This is a genomic window from Evansella tamaricis, from assembly GCF_019042215.1.
In the GTDB taxonomy this organism is placed as follows: Bacteria; Bacillota; Bacilli; order Bacillales; family Salisediminibacteriaceae; genus Evansella; species Evansella tamaricis.
This window is the reverse complement of record NZ_JAHQCS010000121.1, coordinates 67,687-82,730: the sequence shown is the minus strand read 5'-3', so window position 1 is coordinate 82,730 and position 15,044 is coordinate 67,687. Positions and strand designations below refer to the sequence as shown.

At 36.1% G+C, this 15,044-nt stretch carries 12 protein-coding genes; 7 read left to right on the top strand and 5 right to left on the bottom strand.

The window, feature by feature from the left end:
- Nucleotides 1-425: 425 nt before the first annotated feature.
- A complete protein-coding gene (locus KS419_RS15280) occupies nt 426-2,975 on the top strand; it encodes a carbohydrate-binding domain-containing protein (RefSeq protein ID WP_217067265.1) in 2,550 nt (849 codons plus the stop codon).
- A gap of 122 nt (nt 2,976-3,097) precedes the next feature.
- On the opposite strand, the gene KS419_RS15275 is transcribed toward KS419_RS15280, so the two are convergent.
- Nucleotides 3,098-4,714, bottom strand: coding sequence for a hypothetical protein (locus tag KS419_RS15275; RefSeq protein ID WP_217067264.1), 1,617 nt, complete (start codon nt 4,712-4,714; stop codon nt 3,098-3,100).
- Between the two features lie 3 nt (nt 4,715-4,717).
- The gene (locus tag KS419_RS15270) at nt 4,718-5,482 is read right to left on the bottom strand and encodes an ABC transporter ATP-binding protein (RefSeq protein WP_217067263.1); all 765 of its coding nucleotides are present in this window, start codon (nt 5,480-5,482) and stop codon (nt 4,718-4,720) included.
- A gap of 151 nt (nt 5,483-5,633) precedes the next feature.
- Here KS419_RS15270 and KS419_RS15265 point away from each other — a divergent pair, with 151 nt between their 5' ends.
- From KS419_RS15265 to KS419_RS15250, 4 genes are all read left to right on the top strand, one after another.
- Nucleotides 5,634-6,647, top strand: coding sequence for a zinc-binding dehydrogenase (locus tag KS419_RS15265; protein WP_217067262.1), 1,014 nt, complete (start codon nt 5,634-5,636; stop codon nt 6,645-6,647).
- Nucleotides 6,648-6,835: 188 nt separating this feature from the next.
- The gene (locus tag KS419_RS15260; protein WP_217067261.1) at nt 6,836-7,789 is read left to right on the top strand and encodes a ribose-phosphate diphosphokinase; all 954 of its coding nucleotides are present in this window, start codon (nt 6,836-6,838) and stop codon (nt 7,787-7,789) included.
- A gap of 325 nt (nt 7,790-8,114) precedes the next feature.
- Nucleotides 8,115-9,242, top strand: a complete 1,128-nt coding sequence (locus KS419_RS15255) for a hypothetical protein (protein WP_217067260.1) — start codon at nt 8,115-8,117, stop codon at nt 9,240-9,242.
- Between the two features lie 37 nt (nt 9,243-9,279).
- Nucleotides 9,280-9,819, top strand: a complete 540-nt coding sequence (locus tag KS419_RS15250) for a hypothetical protein (protein ID WP_217067259.1) — start codon at nt 9,280-9,282, stop codon at nt 9,817-9,819.
- Nucleotides 9,820-10,829: 1,010 nt separating this feature from the next.
- On the opposite strand, the gene KS419_RS15245 is transcribed toward KS419_RS15250, so the two are convergent.
- The 3 genes from KS419_RS15245 to KS419_RS15235 form a co-directional block, all read right to left on the bottom strand.
- On the bottom strand, nt 10,830-11,681 hold the full coding sequence (locus KS419_RS15245) for a hypothetical protein (protein WP_217067258.1): 852 nt from the start codon (nt 11,679-11,681) through the stop codon (nt 10,830-10,832).
- Nucleotides 11,682-11,772: 91 nt separating this feature from the next.
- Nucleotides 11,773-12,252: a DUF2062 domain-containing protein gene (locus KS419_RS15240; protein WP_343215076.1), complete on the bottom strand. Its 480-nt coding sequence runs from the start codon at nt 12,250-12,252 to the stop codon at nt 11,773-11,775.
- 117 nt (nt 12,253-12,369) lie between these two features.
- A complete protein-coding gene (locus tag KS419_RS15235; RefSeq protein ID WP_217067257.1) occupies nt 12,370-12,921 on the bottom strand; it encodes a hypothetical protein in 552 nt (183 codons plus the stop codon).
- A 215-nt stretch (nt 12,922-13,136) separates the two neighbouring features.
- Between KS419_RS15235 and KS419_RS15230 the strand changes: the two genes are divergently transcribed.
- Together KS419_RS15230 and KS419_RS15225 are read left to right on the top strand one after the other, a co-directional pair.
- Nucleotides 13,137-13,469 (top strand): YrdB family protein, encoded by a 333-nt coding sequence (locus KS419_RS15230; RefSeq protein ID WP_217067256.1) that lies wholly within the window; start codon nt 13,137-13,139, stop codon nt 13,467-13,469.
- Between the two features lie 228 nt (nt 13,470-13,697).
- Complete coding sequence (locus tag KS419_RS15225) at nt 13,698-14,984, top strand: glycosyltransferase (protein ID WP_217067255.1); 1,287 nt, start codon at nt 13,698-13,700, stop codon at nt 14,982-14,984.
- The last annotated feature ends 60 nt before the right edge of the window (nt 14,985-15,044 follow it).

Sequence of the window (15,044 nt, the reverse complement as noted above, 5' to 3'; positions counted from 1 at the left end):
TATTTTATCACGGAATATTCTGAAATTTCATACTAGATTACTATTTTTCCCCCATTTTTTATGATAATAGTAGCAGGACATTAGCCTTTTGAAATCGGTTTCGTTACTAGCTAAAATATTTACTGTAAACAACTTAATAGTTTTGTTTACAAGTTATCAACTATTGAAAGCGCTTTATTCTTGGTCATGCTGCATTCTCAAATTACTAAAAGGGGAGGGATAAATGTCACTACTATTCCAGTAAGATGAGATATTAAGGGGAAATGGTGTTCAATGTAATGTTTAGCAGAAAGAATGGAGGAGAACAAAATCTTTTTTTGAAACAAAACGAAACCGTTTTCGTACTTGTGTTTCCTAACACTTGAGCTGATGTACACAAATGAAAAAGGGTTAAATAACTGTAACTGAATCTAAGGAGGGTTAAAATGTTAAAAACCAAATTAGCACGTGGTATTAGTATCTTATTAATCTTATTATTAGTATTCGGAAACATGATGGCAGTAGTAGCGACAGATAATTCAGGGGATGATCCCTTACTAGGAAACGATCGTGTGAAGAAACCTTCTGTGGCTGGGGCTTTAAGTTTAGGATCACTGGATGGACAGATGACATTAGTGGATCAAAATGGAGATCCGATTCAGTTACGAGGGATGAGTACCCATGGTCTTCAATGGTTCGGTGAAATTGTAAATGAGAACGCTTTCGCGGCGTTGGCTAATGACTGGGAATCAAATATGATCCGGCTTGCCATGTACGTTGGGGAAAACGGATATGCAACGAACCCTCAAGTGAAGGATCTAGTTTATGAAGGTATTGAACTAGCTTTCGAAAACGATATGTACGTTATTGTTGACTGGCATGTTCATGCACCAGGTGATCCAAGGGCCGATGTCTATTCTGGTGCTTATGATTTCTTTGAAGCACTGGCAAATCACTACAAGGACCACCCGAAATTCCATTATATTATTTGGGAGTTGGCGAATGAACCTAGTCCTAATAACAATGGTGGACCAGGGATCCCTAATAATGAAGAGGGTTGGCAGGCTGTAAAGGAGTATGCTGAACCGTTAGTAGAAATGCTTAATGAAAAAGGGGACAATATCATCTTGGTGGGTAGTCCAAACTGGAGTCAACGCCCTGACTTGGCAGCGGATGATCCGATTGATGGGGACAACATTATGTACTCTGTCCACTTCTATACTGGAACACATGAACCGCAGGATGAAAGCTATCCACCAGGTACGCCTAGTAATGAGCGATCTAACGTCATGGGCAATGCAAGATACGCTTTAGAAAATGGAGTGGCACTTTTTGCTACAGAGTGGGGTACAAGTGAAGCCAGTGGGGATAACGGACCATTTTTAGATGAAGCGGATGTATGGTTGCGTTTTCTTAATGAAAATAATATCAGTTGGGCTAATTGGTCTTTAACGAATAAAAATGAAACATCTGGTTCTTTTATTCCGTTTATCCTTAACGAATCGGACGCAACTGACCTAGACCCGGGTCCAGATCAAGTTTGGTCTATGGAGGAGTTGAGTGTTTCTGGGGAGTATGTGCGATCCCGAATTAAGGGAATAGATTACGACCCAATTGATAGAACGCCAAGAGAAGACTTTTCGGTAGTGATCTGGGATTTTGATGACGGCACAACGCAAGGATTCGGAGTGAATAGTGATAGTCCTGTTATGGATGTTGTATTATCAAATCACAGTAACACCCTTATGGTATCCGGATTAAGTGCTAGCAATGATCTATCTGAAGGGAATTACTGGGCAAATGTCCGCCTTTCATCCGATGGATATAATCCTGGAATAGATATTTTAGGAGCTGAGGAACTCACAATGGAGGTATTGGTTGATGAACCAACAACCGTGTCCATTGCTGCGATTCCACAAAGCAGTGCTTATGGCTGGGCAAATCCTGAAAGGGCTGTTCAAGTGACACCAGCAGATTTTGAATTGCAAGATGACGGCAAGTATCTTGCTCTGCTAACAATTTCAACAGATGATGCACCAAACTTAGGCAATATTGGAATGGATCCTGATGGAAGTATTTTAACAAACATGATTCTTTTTATTGGAACAGAAAATGAGGATGTCATTTACTTAGACAATATAAGTGTTTCAGGCAATCGGGAAGCGATTCCAGAACCTGTAGAGCATGCCGATCTTGGAGTAGCGACTCTCCCGTCTGACTTTGAAGATGGAACACGTCAAGGATGGACATGGAACAGTGATTCAGCAGTAAGAACAGCACTAACGATTGAAGAAGCAAACGGTTCAAATGCCATTTCGTGGGAATATGCCTATCCAGAAGTGAAGCCTGGTGATAATTGGGCGACCGCACCGAGATTGGACCTATGGAAAGAAAATTTAACACGTGGTAATAATGACTTTGTGATCTTTGATTTATATATTGATCCCGTCCGCGCAACAGAAGGTGCAATTGCCATCCATGGGGTATTCCAACCACCTGGAGGAGGATTCTGGCAACAGTCTCCTGAATCCTTTAACATTGAAATGGAACAATTAGCTAATGCTGAGGTTACAGCTGAAGGCTATTATCATTACGAAGTGATAATTAATATCCGTGACATGGGTGGTATTACTGATGACATGGAACTGAGAAATATGATGTTTGTTTTTCAAGATGTGGATAGTGACTTTGCTGGCAGAGTGTTTTTAGATAATATCCGTTTTGAACAAGAACCAATTACACCGGAAGATATTCATGGAAAAATCAATGGGTATGTTGATGATGGATCCATGAGACACCCTGCAGGTGTACAGTTAACGAATACGTTGACAACAGCTGAACGTCATTTTAATGCTGGTAGACATTCTCAAGCTCAAACCCATTTGGATAAACTTTACTCCATACTAGATAGTAAAATAATGAGTAATGTATCTGAAGAGGTAAAAGATTCTATAAGGATAGATGTAGAACGATTAAGCAGCCGATGGTTTGAATAAACATAGTTTTGAGAAGAGGCTGGGACATCATTAAAGTTTTTATTGCAACCTCTTTTCATACTATAAAAGAATAGTAGAATAGAAAAGGGCACCAGATGCATATCCTGATCTGGTGCCAATTTCTAAAATACTTTTTTCCACAATATGAAATTGATAATAATTAATATACCCCCATAAATGATTGTCCCGTAATCAATAAATGATAATCCAAAATGAATTCCGAATAATCCAACGAGTGGGAGAAAAGATGCGAAAATCAGCCATCCATCTTGCTGTTGTGCCATTTCGAAACGTTCTGCGAAAAACATTCTTCCTCCATTTACCATCTTGAAACATATAATAACATGGATGGACGATGAGAACCAAACTACAATGATATCCCAAATAATATTTGTGGAAAAAATAAGCATTAGCAGAATACTCATTATGGTGAACATTGGAAGATAAAGATGGATCATAAATGCTTTTAAAGTTCCTTTATAAATCGCACCTGTATCTTTGATTGGTATGGCCTTATAAATCCAGGCCCCTTTTGCGTACTCGGAATATCGTAGCATTAGTATGATGGTAGAAATCATCAGTGTTGATAAATAAATTGAAAAATAGGTTCTGCCTTGCCCAATCTCTTCCAAAGATCTCGTTCCAAGCTCTGTTAAGATAATTAGAAAAGGAAAGATAATTGAAAATCCAAAAGACGGATATACTTTTAGTTTAAACTGTCTTTCATTTTTCATCATGGTTCTTGCAAACTGATAAAAAGTTCGTTCTTCCCTTGTGGCACAAACGGTTTTGGCTAACCATCTTGAAATTGGACTAAAACCTTTCTTTTTCGAGGAAGATTGGTTCGTCAGTTTTTCTAAATTCCGTTCAAATGCCGGAATGGATTTAATGTAGATAAAAATAGAAACGAATGGTAAAACACAAGCTAAAACGGAAAATAGAATAAAGTATTCACTCATATTTCCACCGAAAAGTAATTCAAATAAGGCACCATACCAAATGGGTGGGATGACAATATGCCACCATACAGGATCGAAAATAATATCCAGATCAACTATTCCAAACGATCGGATGACAACTTGATAACCAATCACAATGGAAGCAGACAGAAGTATTTGAACATAATTAATGATATCTTTTAGTTTTTCTCCATCAAAAAAACGAAGAATAAGTAAATAAAGGAGAGCAGTGGCCACTACAATTAATAAGTCCACAAGAATGATTTGACCTAATAATAAAAGGAAAAATAGTATGCCCCTTGCAAATAGACTGACAATAAGTGGAATTGCTGTAATTGTAAAGGTTAACAGAAACATGTATATACTGATATGAACTATCTTCGCTGCATTAATGGTCCGTTTATCAACCGGTTTTGAACTTAGTATGTTTTTATCCCTAATATCAAGGAGAACCTGTGAGAAATCAGAAATCATCGAAGTCATTAAAATAAACATTAGAATACCAAAAAAGATACTGATGGAAAAAATATAACTATCTGTTATGAAAAGAAACGGAATGAGAATAAGCCCGATTAAACCATATACCCATAGGGATTTTATAAACTGATTAGAGTCATCCTCTTTCTTTTTCCCGAAGTCGTTAAAGACTGTAGGTACTCGACGTCGATCCATCGTTAATTTTAGTTGGAGGATTTTTCTCATGACAGGGTAGTTAATCCCAAATTTTAAAAAGAGAGATTGAAAAGAATCTAATATACGGAGTGTCTTAAAATCATGCATGAATTATGTCACGTCCCTTTGAACCACGGAGACGAATTCTTCTGCAATTGCTTTGTGTTTATCAAAACCCGTGAGTTGGTTGAAGATCTCCTCAAGAGAACCTTCCATATTCTTTTCTCTTAATTCTTCGAAACTACCATCCGCAACAAGTTTTCCGTCTGCTAATAGAATGATTCGATGACTGATTTTTTCCACAACCTCCATAATATGAGAAGAGTAGAAAATTGTTTTTCCATCTGCAGCTAGTTTTGCCAAAATCTCTTTCACTACCATGACACTATTGGCATCTAAACCACTTAATGGTTCGTCAAGGAACAATAGGTCCGGATTATGTATCAGACTTGAAATGATTAATACCTTTTGCTTCATCCCTTTTGAAAAAGAAGATATTCTGGAATGATAGACATCCTCAATTCCAAATAATTGAACCATCTTTTTTGCTTTTTGTTCCACTATTTCTGGTTCAATCCCATAAAGTTCCCCTATAAATGTGATGTACTCTTTTGCAGTCAAGTTTTCGTAAAGGTCGGCAGTTTCTGGAACATAGCCTATCCGTCTTTTATAAGTGGAATCACCGTTCGCTATATCTTGTCCAAAGATGGATACATCTCCAAAATAATCATCAATAAGGCCTAACATTATTTTCACCGTGGTACTCTTGCCAGCACCGTTTGGTCCAATATAACCGATGATCTCACCCTCATGGACTTTTAGATCAACACCTGTTAAAACACGTTTACTTCCGAAATCCTTTGTTAAGTTTTTCATTTCTAGAATGATTTTTTTCTCGTTTATGATGTGACTCACCTTCTAACGTATAGAGTATGATTATAATTTTAACACAGGAAAAAACAAATGTGGGTCTTGTGTTAGAATAGGTTTTGAAAGTTAATATTATAATGAGGGAGGTTAATGTTGTATGAAAGCAATTGTGATAAAAGAAACAGGTGGATTAGAAACCTTAGAATACAAAGATGTTCCACAACCGGCAGCGAGTTTTGGCGAAGTAGTGATCCGATTAGATTTTGCAGGTATGAATCGCAGGGATATTTTCGTCAGAAAAGGTCAGTACCCAGGTGTGAAATTTCCTGCTATACCAGGTTCTGATGGAGCAGGTGAAATTGTAGAAATTGGTGAAGGTGTTGAGGGATTAAAGGTTGGTGAGGAAGTGGTGATTAATCCAGCTTTAAATTGGGGAGATAATCCTAAATTCCCCGCAAAGGAATTTACCATTCTGGGCAACCCGGTTGATGGAACCCATGCTCAGTACATAAAAGTACTTGCAGAAAATGTTTTCCCTAAACCAGCTTATTTGAGTAGTAAAGAAGCAGCAGCAATTCCTTTAGGTGGGTTAACAGCGTATCGTGCCTTGTTTACTAGAGGGAAGTTACAATCGGGAGAGACGGTGTTGATACCGGGAATAGGAGGCGGTGTAGCCACTTTTCTGTTACAAATGGCAGTTGCAGTTGGTGCTCGTGTTTTCGTAACTTCAGGTGATGATAAAAAAATAACAAAAGCAATGGAACTTGGTGCAGAAGGTGGAGTAAATTATCGGACCTCGGAAAATTGGGGGAAGGAATTAAAAGAAATGATTAATGGTGGCGTTGACCTTAGTGTGGATACGATTGGGGGAGATACCTTTAATCAGTTAATCTCCTTAGCGAAACCAGGAAGTAGAATTGTTACTTTCGGAGCAACGACAGGATTGGTACCTAATGTATTAATGCCTATCGTTTTCTTGAAGCAATTGGATATTTTGGGGACTACGATGGGAACACCACGGGAATTTAATGAAATGCTGGATTTTTACGAAAAATATGAAATTCATCCAGTGATTGATCATGTATTCCCACTTAGTCAAATTTCCGAAGCCCATGAATATATGGAAGCGGGAAACCAATTTGGAAAATTAGTATTAGAGATTCCAAAATAACTATTATGACAGTAACTTCTAAGTTGTTTCCATACCCATAACACTTCTTCATATGATACAATTACAAATTAAGAGTGATGATTTTCATGGGATGATTGTGTTGGAGTTAGAGCAAAATAAATAGAGTAAACAAAGTCCTATAGAGTACATAATGTGTTTAAGTTTAATTTTATATCGGAGGGTTTCAAATGTCTTCATACAAGAGTACCTCGAAAATGAAGGTTTTTTCATTGAATTCCAATGTTCCATTAGCCACTGAAATAGTGAAGAATATAGGAATAGAGATGGGGAAAAGTTCAATTAAAAGATTCAGTGACGGTGAAATTCAAATGAATATTGAGGAAAGTATCCGCGGTTGCGACGTATACTTAGTTCAAACAACGGCTCAGCCAGGGAACGATTATCTCATGGAACTCTTGATCATGATCGATGCCATGAAACGGGCATCTGCAAAGACAATAAACTGTGTCATTCCTTATTTTGGCTACTCCAGACAAGACCGGAAAGCACGTTCCCGGGAACCAATTACAGCGAAATTAATAGCAAATTTACTGGAAACTGCAGGGGCTTCACGTGTTATTACCGTTGATCTTCATGCGCCACAAGTTCAAGGTTTTTTTAATATTCCTGTGGATCAACTTTTGGCCATTCCAATTTTGTCAAAGTATTTTATAGAAAAACAATTAGAAGATGTGGTAGTTGTTGCTCCTGAGAATAATGGAGTTGTCAGGGCGAGGAAGTTGGCAAATATTTTGGATGCCCCGATCGCCTTAATAGACCGTAACCGCAGATCAGGGTCAAATTTCCATGATTCTACAGATATCATGGGAGAAGTGGCAGGAAAAAGGGCTATTATTATAGATGATATGGTGGATACAGCAAGAACAGTTACGACCGCATCCAAAGTGTTAATAGAAAAAGGGGCAATTGAGGTGTATGGTTGCTGTACACACCCCGTCTTATCTGACCCGGCGGCAAAACGTATTCAAGAATCGCAAATAAAAGAACTTGTTACCACTAATACTCTACATCTTCCAGAAAGTAAAAAAATTGAAAAGATCACTACCCTTTCTATTGCACCACTGCTTGCCGAAATGATCATGAAAGTACAAAATAACGAATCAGTTAGTACGTTGTTTTAATAGAGGAAATAAATAGTTACTTTAAAAACTGAGATTTTTTGAGGCTGGGACACAAATAACGTGTTTAATTGAAAATCCGAACAATAACAATCACAGCGAAGGATATTTCCGTAGCTAATGATTGCATTACCTATCATTTCGTTGGGATTTTTCATTGAATACCACTTGTGACCAGCCTCTTTCAGATTATAACTATCATTTATACTAATTATTCCGCTTTTTTGCAGGAAAACTCTTTTCTATGTTGAAAACTATAACAAACACTTATGTTGTATTCCAACGATTATACTGTACTGGACATATTTTACGTGGGGAGGAGAATCACTTGACGGATGACACTACAAAGTTGTTGGTTCAAACACAGCTCGGCAACTTTATGGAAAGTATGTTATTAAGACGAAATATAAATGCTGATCGCACGTGGTACTACGCTATGGATCGATTTTTTCAATATTTATCTACTTCTCAATCAGAGAATTATTCAGATTATAATGAAGAAAGTATAAATGATTATATTAATCAACTTTCCTCAAACAATCAAAGTGCAGCTTCTATTAAAAAGTTTGTAGATATTTTATTATTGTTTTCCGAATTTATTGAAAAGAATGTGGAGAAGGAAAAACTGAAGATCCCAAAGGTATTTTTGGATGAAGTACCCCATGTGGAAAATGAAAGTGACTTAATACATACAGAAAACGTACTTTTTCTAAAAGTGAAGGAGTTCTCTGAAGAACTTGATTTACAGACAGAAGTAACATCTTTAGAAGATTCTTCACAATTACCATATGATAAATTAAGGGATTCATGGAGAAATTACTTGTTGTTTAGATTACTGGCAGAAACGAATTTGGATGGTGAGGATGTCATTCACTTAAATCTTAAAGACTATCAGGGCGGGACACTAAATGTGGGAAAAAAAGAAGTTTTACTTTCTGAAAATTTGGCTTCAATCCTCCAAGAATATTGTAATTACAGGGAAAAATATGATGCATTCATCTATAGTCGAAGAATGATGAATGAGATTAATTTTGCCGGGAAAGGGATTAATGAACTTCTTTCAGATAAAGAAATGAGAGAGTTTCTAAATCTAGGGCTTCAAGAGAAACTGGAGAGAATTGAATCCCTATTGTCTGAGCAATTAGGTATAGAGGATAAAATCCAGCAGATTGAGTTGAATGGGGAAGAAACTGAGGAAGAAATAGTGGAAGATTTGGAAGAGGAAGCCGATGCAATTGCCAGAAAGATTACTGAGTGGAAGAAGATTATGGTGTTTGAAAGAAAAAGAGGCGACTATGGATTTAATGAAGCGATGTTTGTTACGGATAGTTATCTCCGCATGACACCAAGTGCCCTTCAGGAAGTGATGGTAAGGGAATCATTTCCCGTAGAGACTCTAAAAAATACTGAAATAATTAAGTCTGGCTTCCATTTCAAAGATAGAAACTTTTTTTAAACGACTAATATGATTTTTTTTCAGGAGGATCAAAAGAATGAATAATCCACACTATGTAGCTTTATGGATAGTAATTGGTCTTTATATTTTAAGTGAGTTATTTTTATTACGATTCCCAAAGTATGTTATTTTAAAATACATCCCTAGTTTATTAGGGATTATTGGAAGTGTTTTAGTGGCAGTATGGAGTTATCAAAATATCATGCTGTTTGACGAGCTAATTCATTATATATTCTTCTCTATAGTTCTGTTTTGTCTGTCAGGGATTATCTTTGTGATTATGTCAGCTAGAAAGCCTTTCCGGCGAAAGAAAAAGAAGATGGTAACAGAAGATGAGGTTGAAGAAACGGAAGACGAGGTTGAAACGGAACCTAGTGACAAAATAGAGGAACCTGAAACGATTGACGAAATGTCTGAAAAGGAACAATCTGAAACAATTGACGAAATGTCTGACATGGAACCCTCTGCTGAACCAGAAGGAAAAGCAGATGATGAAGTGGTGAAACCAGACATAATAGGAGAAGAAAACCAAGAAGATAAATCCTCAGGATCAAATAAAAATGAGGGGTCTTCATAAGTAAAACACCTTACTTTCATTATTAACGGGTTTACTTCAGAGGTGCAAACAGTAACCATTCGCAAGCAAAATCACATGCGATTTTACAACAGAAATACATGTGATTTTTTCTTGTTATATCAGTGTTTTATTGTTAAATAGATGTGAAATCACATAGTAAGTCACAGCCCTATTCACATAGGTGGAAATAAATATTTTTCCCTTGTGATTTTGATGTGAGTTGCTATGTGAATTTTAGTGTGAAAGGGAAGGAATTGGATAATTAGAGTAAAGTAAATGATAAGACATATAAAATCTTTCATACAATGTCATGAAAGAAACGAGGAGAAATAATCAATGGAATAAATAAACGGAGAAATTCCACTTATTTAATAAATGGCACGAAAAATAGTCTGAATAGACGGACAAATTCCGCTTATTGATTAGAATCTATTTAAAAAGGAGGAATTTTCTAGGCATAAGCGGAAAAACTACCCTTATTTGCCGCCAAATTAGGTGAATTTTGATTTTAAAAGGAAATTTTCCGCTTATTTTATTTCTCTGCTGGTAAGGATAGGGATACATGGACTTGGCGATGAGCCAAGTTTATCTAATAACCAAATTTACAAGAAAAGCTCATTTACTTCAACAAACGATTCGTGAAATAAGCAAATATGAAAACAAAGGCACGAAGAACTTCATGCCTTTTTAATATGGGAATTACAATGTGAATTTAGTTACGAAAGATGTGTGATTTATCGTGTGAATTTGTCTGCGATTTGACGTTTTGCACCTGACAAGTAAACACCTTACTTTCATTATAAATGGGTTATTAAAAAGAGGCTGGGACAAAAGTGTTTTAATCAATGAAAAATCCGAACGAACTGATAATTGATCCAATCATTAGCTATGGAAATATACTTCGCTATCGTTGTGTATTGTTCGGATTTTCAATTAAACACTTTAGTTATGTCCCAGCCTCTTCAATTAGCTTCGATCTGTTATCTTAATCCATACCTTGATTCATTAAATTAATCCACTATATTTTTCGCATAGACGGCCTCACCAAACAAGTCTTGCACATCTTGAGAATAGTGAACGATACCGACTAAACCGACACCCTCTTCAAAATACCTGTTTTCTTCCCTGTCATCATATTGGACTAAGAGAGCATCTACACTGGTATCATCAGTCTGGAGGGCAACGACATGGGTATCCATTATAACCGCATCATCCCATGTTGTTCCTGGTTCAATAGGACCTTTTATTAAAACAAAATTCATGTTGGAGTTATCAATAGCATAAGTTATTGCTTCATCCATATTTCCACCTGAGACGTAAGCTTCAATATCTTGATACTCAGCATGTTCTTCATTAGCTTCGAATAAGATTACCGCTTCTTGATCATTAACTTGATAGAGACGGTAGAATCCCATGGCTGTGGATCCTCCAACAGCCAAAAAGTAGTCATTTTGAGCTCCAATCACTTCCACATATTCTCCAAAGCCATCGGGAACATTTCCACCAACATTATGAACATACCCAACTTCCATTGGTAAATAAGATTTTACTGAAATTCCTTCAAAAGGTTCATCGTCATTACTGGAGGTACCATTATCATTAGCGTCACCATTGGTATCGCTTGGATCATCTCCAGAGTCACTTCCATCTGTACCATCATCGTCTATTCCATTTTCATCACCATTGGTATCTGTTCCATCATCATTTGTACTGTCATCTACACCATTGTCATTTCCGTCATCCTCAGTTCCCTGTTCCTCAGTTCCCTGGTCATTTGGACCGTTAACATTAATTTCTATTTCACAGCCTGAAAAAACAAGCAAAAACATAAGAAGAAACAGAATTCTAACTGCTACTTTCATGATTTCCTCACCCCATTTGAAAAGTTATTCAGCTCTCACTAAATATACCAGAACATTTTAAAGGGGTATATTATACCTTCGTATGATATAATCAGATTTTCCATTTTTTGTGAACAAATCTTAATACTTCACGACGATATTTTTTTATAATGGTATAGATCAGAAAATAACAAACGACTCCAAAAAGGATCATGTTTACGACCATTCCTACAAAAAAAGCCTGTCCAAGTACTAAACCGGCTTCAATGACAACCTCTGCCACCACTTCTGAATCTACTTCACCTGCTTCTTCCACCACTTCTTCAATGGTTTCTGCAATTTCAATTGGGAGCAATTTTTCACCAACTTTAATATTGAAGAGAAACAGAATGGGAAAGGCCCAAAGGAATGAGAGGCCGCCGATGAACCCGGCAATTGCATTTCCCCTAACCACTTTAGGACTGACGGTAGATAAAAAGGGGCCAAATCCAAAGGTTGGTACAAAATTCATTAATGCCCCTATTGTAAAACCTCGGGCAACACTGTGCGCTTTATCTTTTATTCTAAGTAATCTAATGATTAGATATTTTATCTTTCTTATTTGCCTCTTAATGTCCGATCACCAACCGTGAAAAAGTAGTCTAGTCATTAGAATAACTCTTTTTTAAAATTAGTTCAATGACAGAGAATACATATGACATTATAGTAATCAGATGACAAGATTGATTATTTTTGAAATAAAGTAGAATCCAACAACAAACAGTGCAGATATTTTAAAATTATCCCTTGCCGCAAACAAATAGGAAACGAGAAAGAGTCCAATATACAAAAAGGACATTGCCAAAGAACTAAATAATGGATAAAAGGAAACATTGTAAAGCTGTAAAATGATGGTGATGAAATAGAAGATCATTGGATAGAACATTACAGAACCTAACTTCTCAGAATAATAAGCCAAACTTCGCCTATCAATTACTTTCGTCGCTACCCAATTCATAAGAAGCATTATTCCCCCTAATGGAATGGCAATAGAAACTGTTAAAGTAATACTTTCATATAACTCCCGCAGGTACCAGGGATCTTCATTGGCATAATCAAGACCTTCCAAGAGTTTGTTTGAAAAGATGGCAAGAATAAGAATGATCATATTGAAAAAACCATATTTATGAAATCCTTTATAGTCTTTTGTGATAATCTCATCTGGATTTTTAATTAATAAAAAGGAATATTGAAAATAATTTAATTGTTTTTTTTCTTCCATCGCATTAATCTCCCTTAAGATTCATTATTTTTTTCTTGTTCCGTCCAAGTAGTATAGTAGATTTATATACTCTTTTAACTCTATTTATTCTTAATAAATAGAAGATTTATGGAAAGACTTCATGAATAACCAAGTCTGAAACATATGAAACTACTATTTACGTATTAACGTCTAAAAAAGGTAATTATTTGATCGGAAAAAAGGAGTGAAAAGCTATGATGTCATTGGGGCTAATGGGACTACGTTTTCTTCTGGAAGTTTTTTCAATAATCATATTATGTGTATGGGGATTTCAGAGCAACAGTAATCAATTAATTAAACTGCTTTTAGGTATTGGAGCACCTGTAGTATTAATTGTAGTTTGGGGTTTATTTGGGGCACCCGCTGCTCCGTATTTATTGGAGGGTTGGAACCATTTTGTACTGGAAGTGGTGATTTATGGTCTTGCTACCCTAGCTCTATTAAAGATAGGCTACCCGTTTCTGGCGATCGCCTTTTTCATTGTGGCTGTTGGAAACCGTATATTACTTAATTGGTTTGGACTGTAATATGGAAAAAAATTTGGTAAAAAACCAATAGGGATTTTTCCCTATTGGTTTTTTATGTAAGTGTTTTGTTCTCTATATATAACAAAAATGAGGATAAAGAACTACATTTAATTCGACAAAATAGCTTGATTTAGGTAAAAAAACTATGTTTAATAATATATAGAGACAAAATGTGCGATATAAAGGATAATAGAGTTAGATGAAAACTATTTGAAGGAGTTTTTCCTAATGAGAATATTATATGTATCGGAGCAGGTCCCGTTTGTGCAAGCAGAAAATGAACAAGTACGTGCATATTATCAAATTAAGAGTTTAATAGAAACAGGTGTTCATGTGGATTGCATTTTCTTTCACGAGAATTTTATCTATTTTTTACCTGGAACTGATGTCATTCAAAAATCTTTCAATCAGAAAAATATTAAAGCACAAAATAGAAGTGGACAGAAATTCCATTTTATCTTCAGTTTACTAAAAGGGCTTCCTGTTACTGCAGCTAGATTTTCAGCACCGGAATTACGAACCATGTTGAATGAGGTCGTGGAGTCTGAGTCTTATGATCTAATACAGATTCAAAGTAAACTAGTGCATAATATTAGAAAGACAGAGGGACTGCCTCCAATTGTCATTGATTATGTGGAAGGGGAATGCTGGAGTATTAATAAAGAATTAGACTCTTGCGGACATTCGTTTAAAAAGATTATCTTATTGGATAAATTGCGTCGGACAAAACGCTATGAAACTAAACTACAGAAGAAATATCCAATTGGAATTGCTCAGTCATTAAGGGATCGTCAACGTCTCCATAGAATTAATGTCGTTTCCAATATATTTGATTTTGCAATTTCGAAGGGCAACAATGTGATACATTCACGTAAGGCACTTGTCTTTTACGGTAGTCTTAAAGAAAAACATGCTATTGAAGCTGCAAAAATGGTTGTGGAAGATATGTTTCTTCCATTGAAGAATGAGTTTCAAGATTTACAGTGTTTTATAATTGGCGGGGAACCTCCTATTGAAGTGGAGAAACTAGGAGAGACAGACGGTGTGACGATCACTGGTTATGTGGAAGATATCACCCCATATTTAAGTAATGGAGAAATTTTGATAGCTCCTTTTACATATGGAACAGGAATGTTACATCACGTACTTAGTGCTGCTAAAATTGGGGCGCCAATTCTATTAAGTAAAGAAACAAACAGTAACATTGGATTTAACCATGGTAAAGAAGCAGTTATCTGCAATAAGAGGGAAGAGTATTTAAGTAATGCCCGGCTTATCCTCGAAGATGAAAAACTTTTAACTAAACTATCAAAAAATGCTGCTGCTTTTGTACTGCAAAAATATAACAGAGAGATTGCCATACGTTCTTTACTCTATACGTATGAATCAATTTTAAAAAGAAATATAAAACTAGAAGAAACTAACCTAATTCAAACAATGGAAGTGGTGAAAGTAAAACAATCCACTTCGACTTCTTCCGATTACTTAAGTGAGAAAATGGTTTCTAATAAATAAAATACGGAAGTGCCTGTCAGGATGGCAGGCACTTTGTCTTTTATGAGATGAGATAAGTTT

What these genes read in the sequence shown, in the direction of transcription:
- KS419_RS15245 (WP_217067258.1), bottom strand. Translation starts at nt 11,681, where the DNA reads ATGAAAGTAGCAGTTAGAATTCTGTTTCTTCTTATGTTTTTGCTTGTT.
- KS419_RS15250 (WP_217067259.1), top strand. Translation starts at nt 9,280, where the DNA reads ATGAATAATCCACACTATGTAGCTTTATGGATAGTAATTGGTCTTTAT.
- KS419_RS15225 (WP_217067255.1), top strand. Translation starts at nt 13,698, where the DNA reads ATGAGAATATTATATGTATCGGAGCAGGTCCCGTTTGTGCAAGCAGAA.
- KS419_RS15270 (WP_217067263.1), bottom strand. Translation starts at nt 5,482, where the DNA reads ATGAAAAACTTAACAAAGGATTTCGGAAGTAAACGTGTTTTAACAGGT.
- KS419_RS15275 (WP_217067264.1), bottom strand. Translation starts at nt 4,714, where the DNA reads ATGCATGATTTTAAGACACTCCGTATATTAGATTCTTTTCAATCTCTC.
- KS419_RS15235 (WP_217067257.1), bottom strand. Translation starts at nt 12,921, where the DNA reads ATGGAAGAAAAAAAACAATTAAATTATTTTCAATATTCCTTTTTATTA.
- KS419_RS15230 (WP_217067256.1), top strand. Translation starts at nt 13,137, where the DNA reads ATGATGTCATTGGGGCTAATGGGACTACGTTTTCTTCTGGAAGTTTTT.
- KS419_RS15265 (WP_217067262.1), top strand. Translation starts at nt 5,634, where the DNA reads ATGAAAGCAATTGTGATAAAAGAAACAGGTGGATTAGAAACCTTAGAA.
- KS419_RS15260 (WP_217067261.1), top strand. Translation starts at nt 6,836, where the DNA reads ATGTCTTCATACAAGAGTACCTCGAAAATGAAGGTTTTTTCATTGAAT.
- KS419_RS15280 (WP_217067265.1), top strand. Translation starts at nt 426, where the DNA reads ATGTTAAAAACCAAATTAGCACGTGGTATTAGTATCTTATTAATCTTA.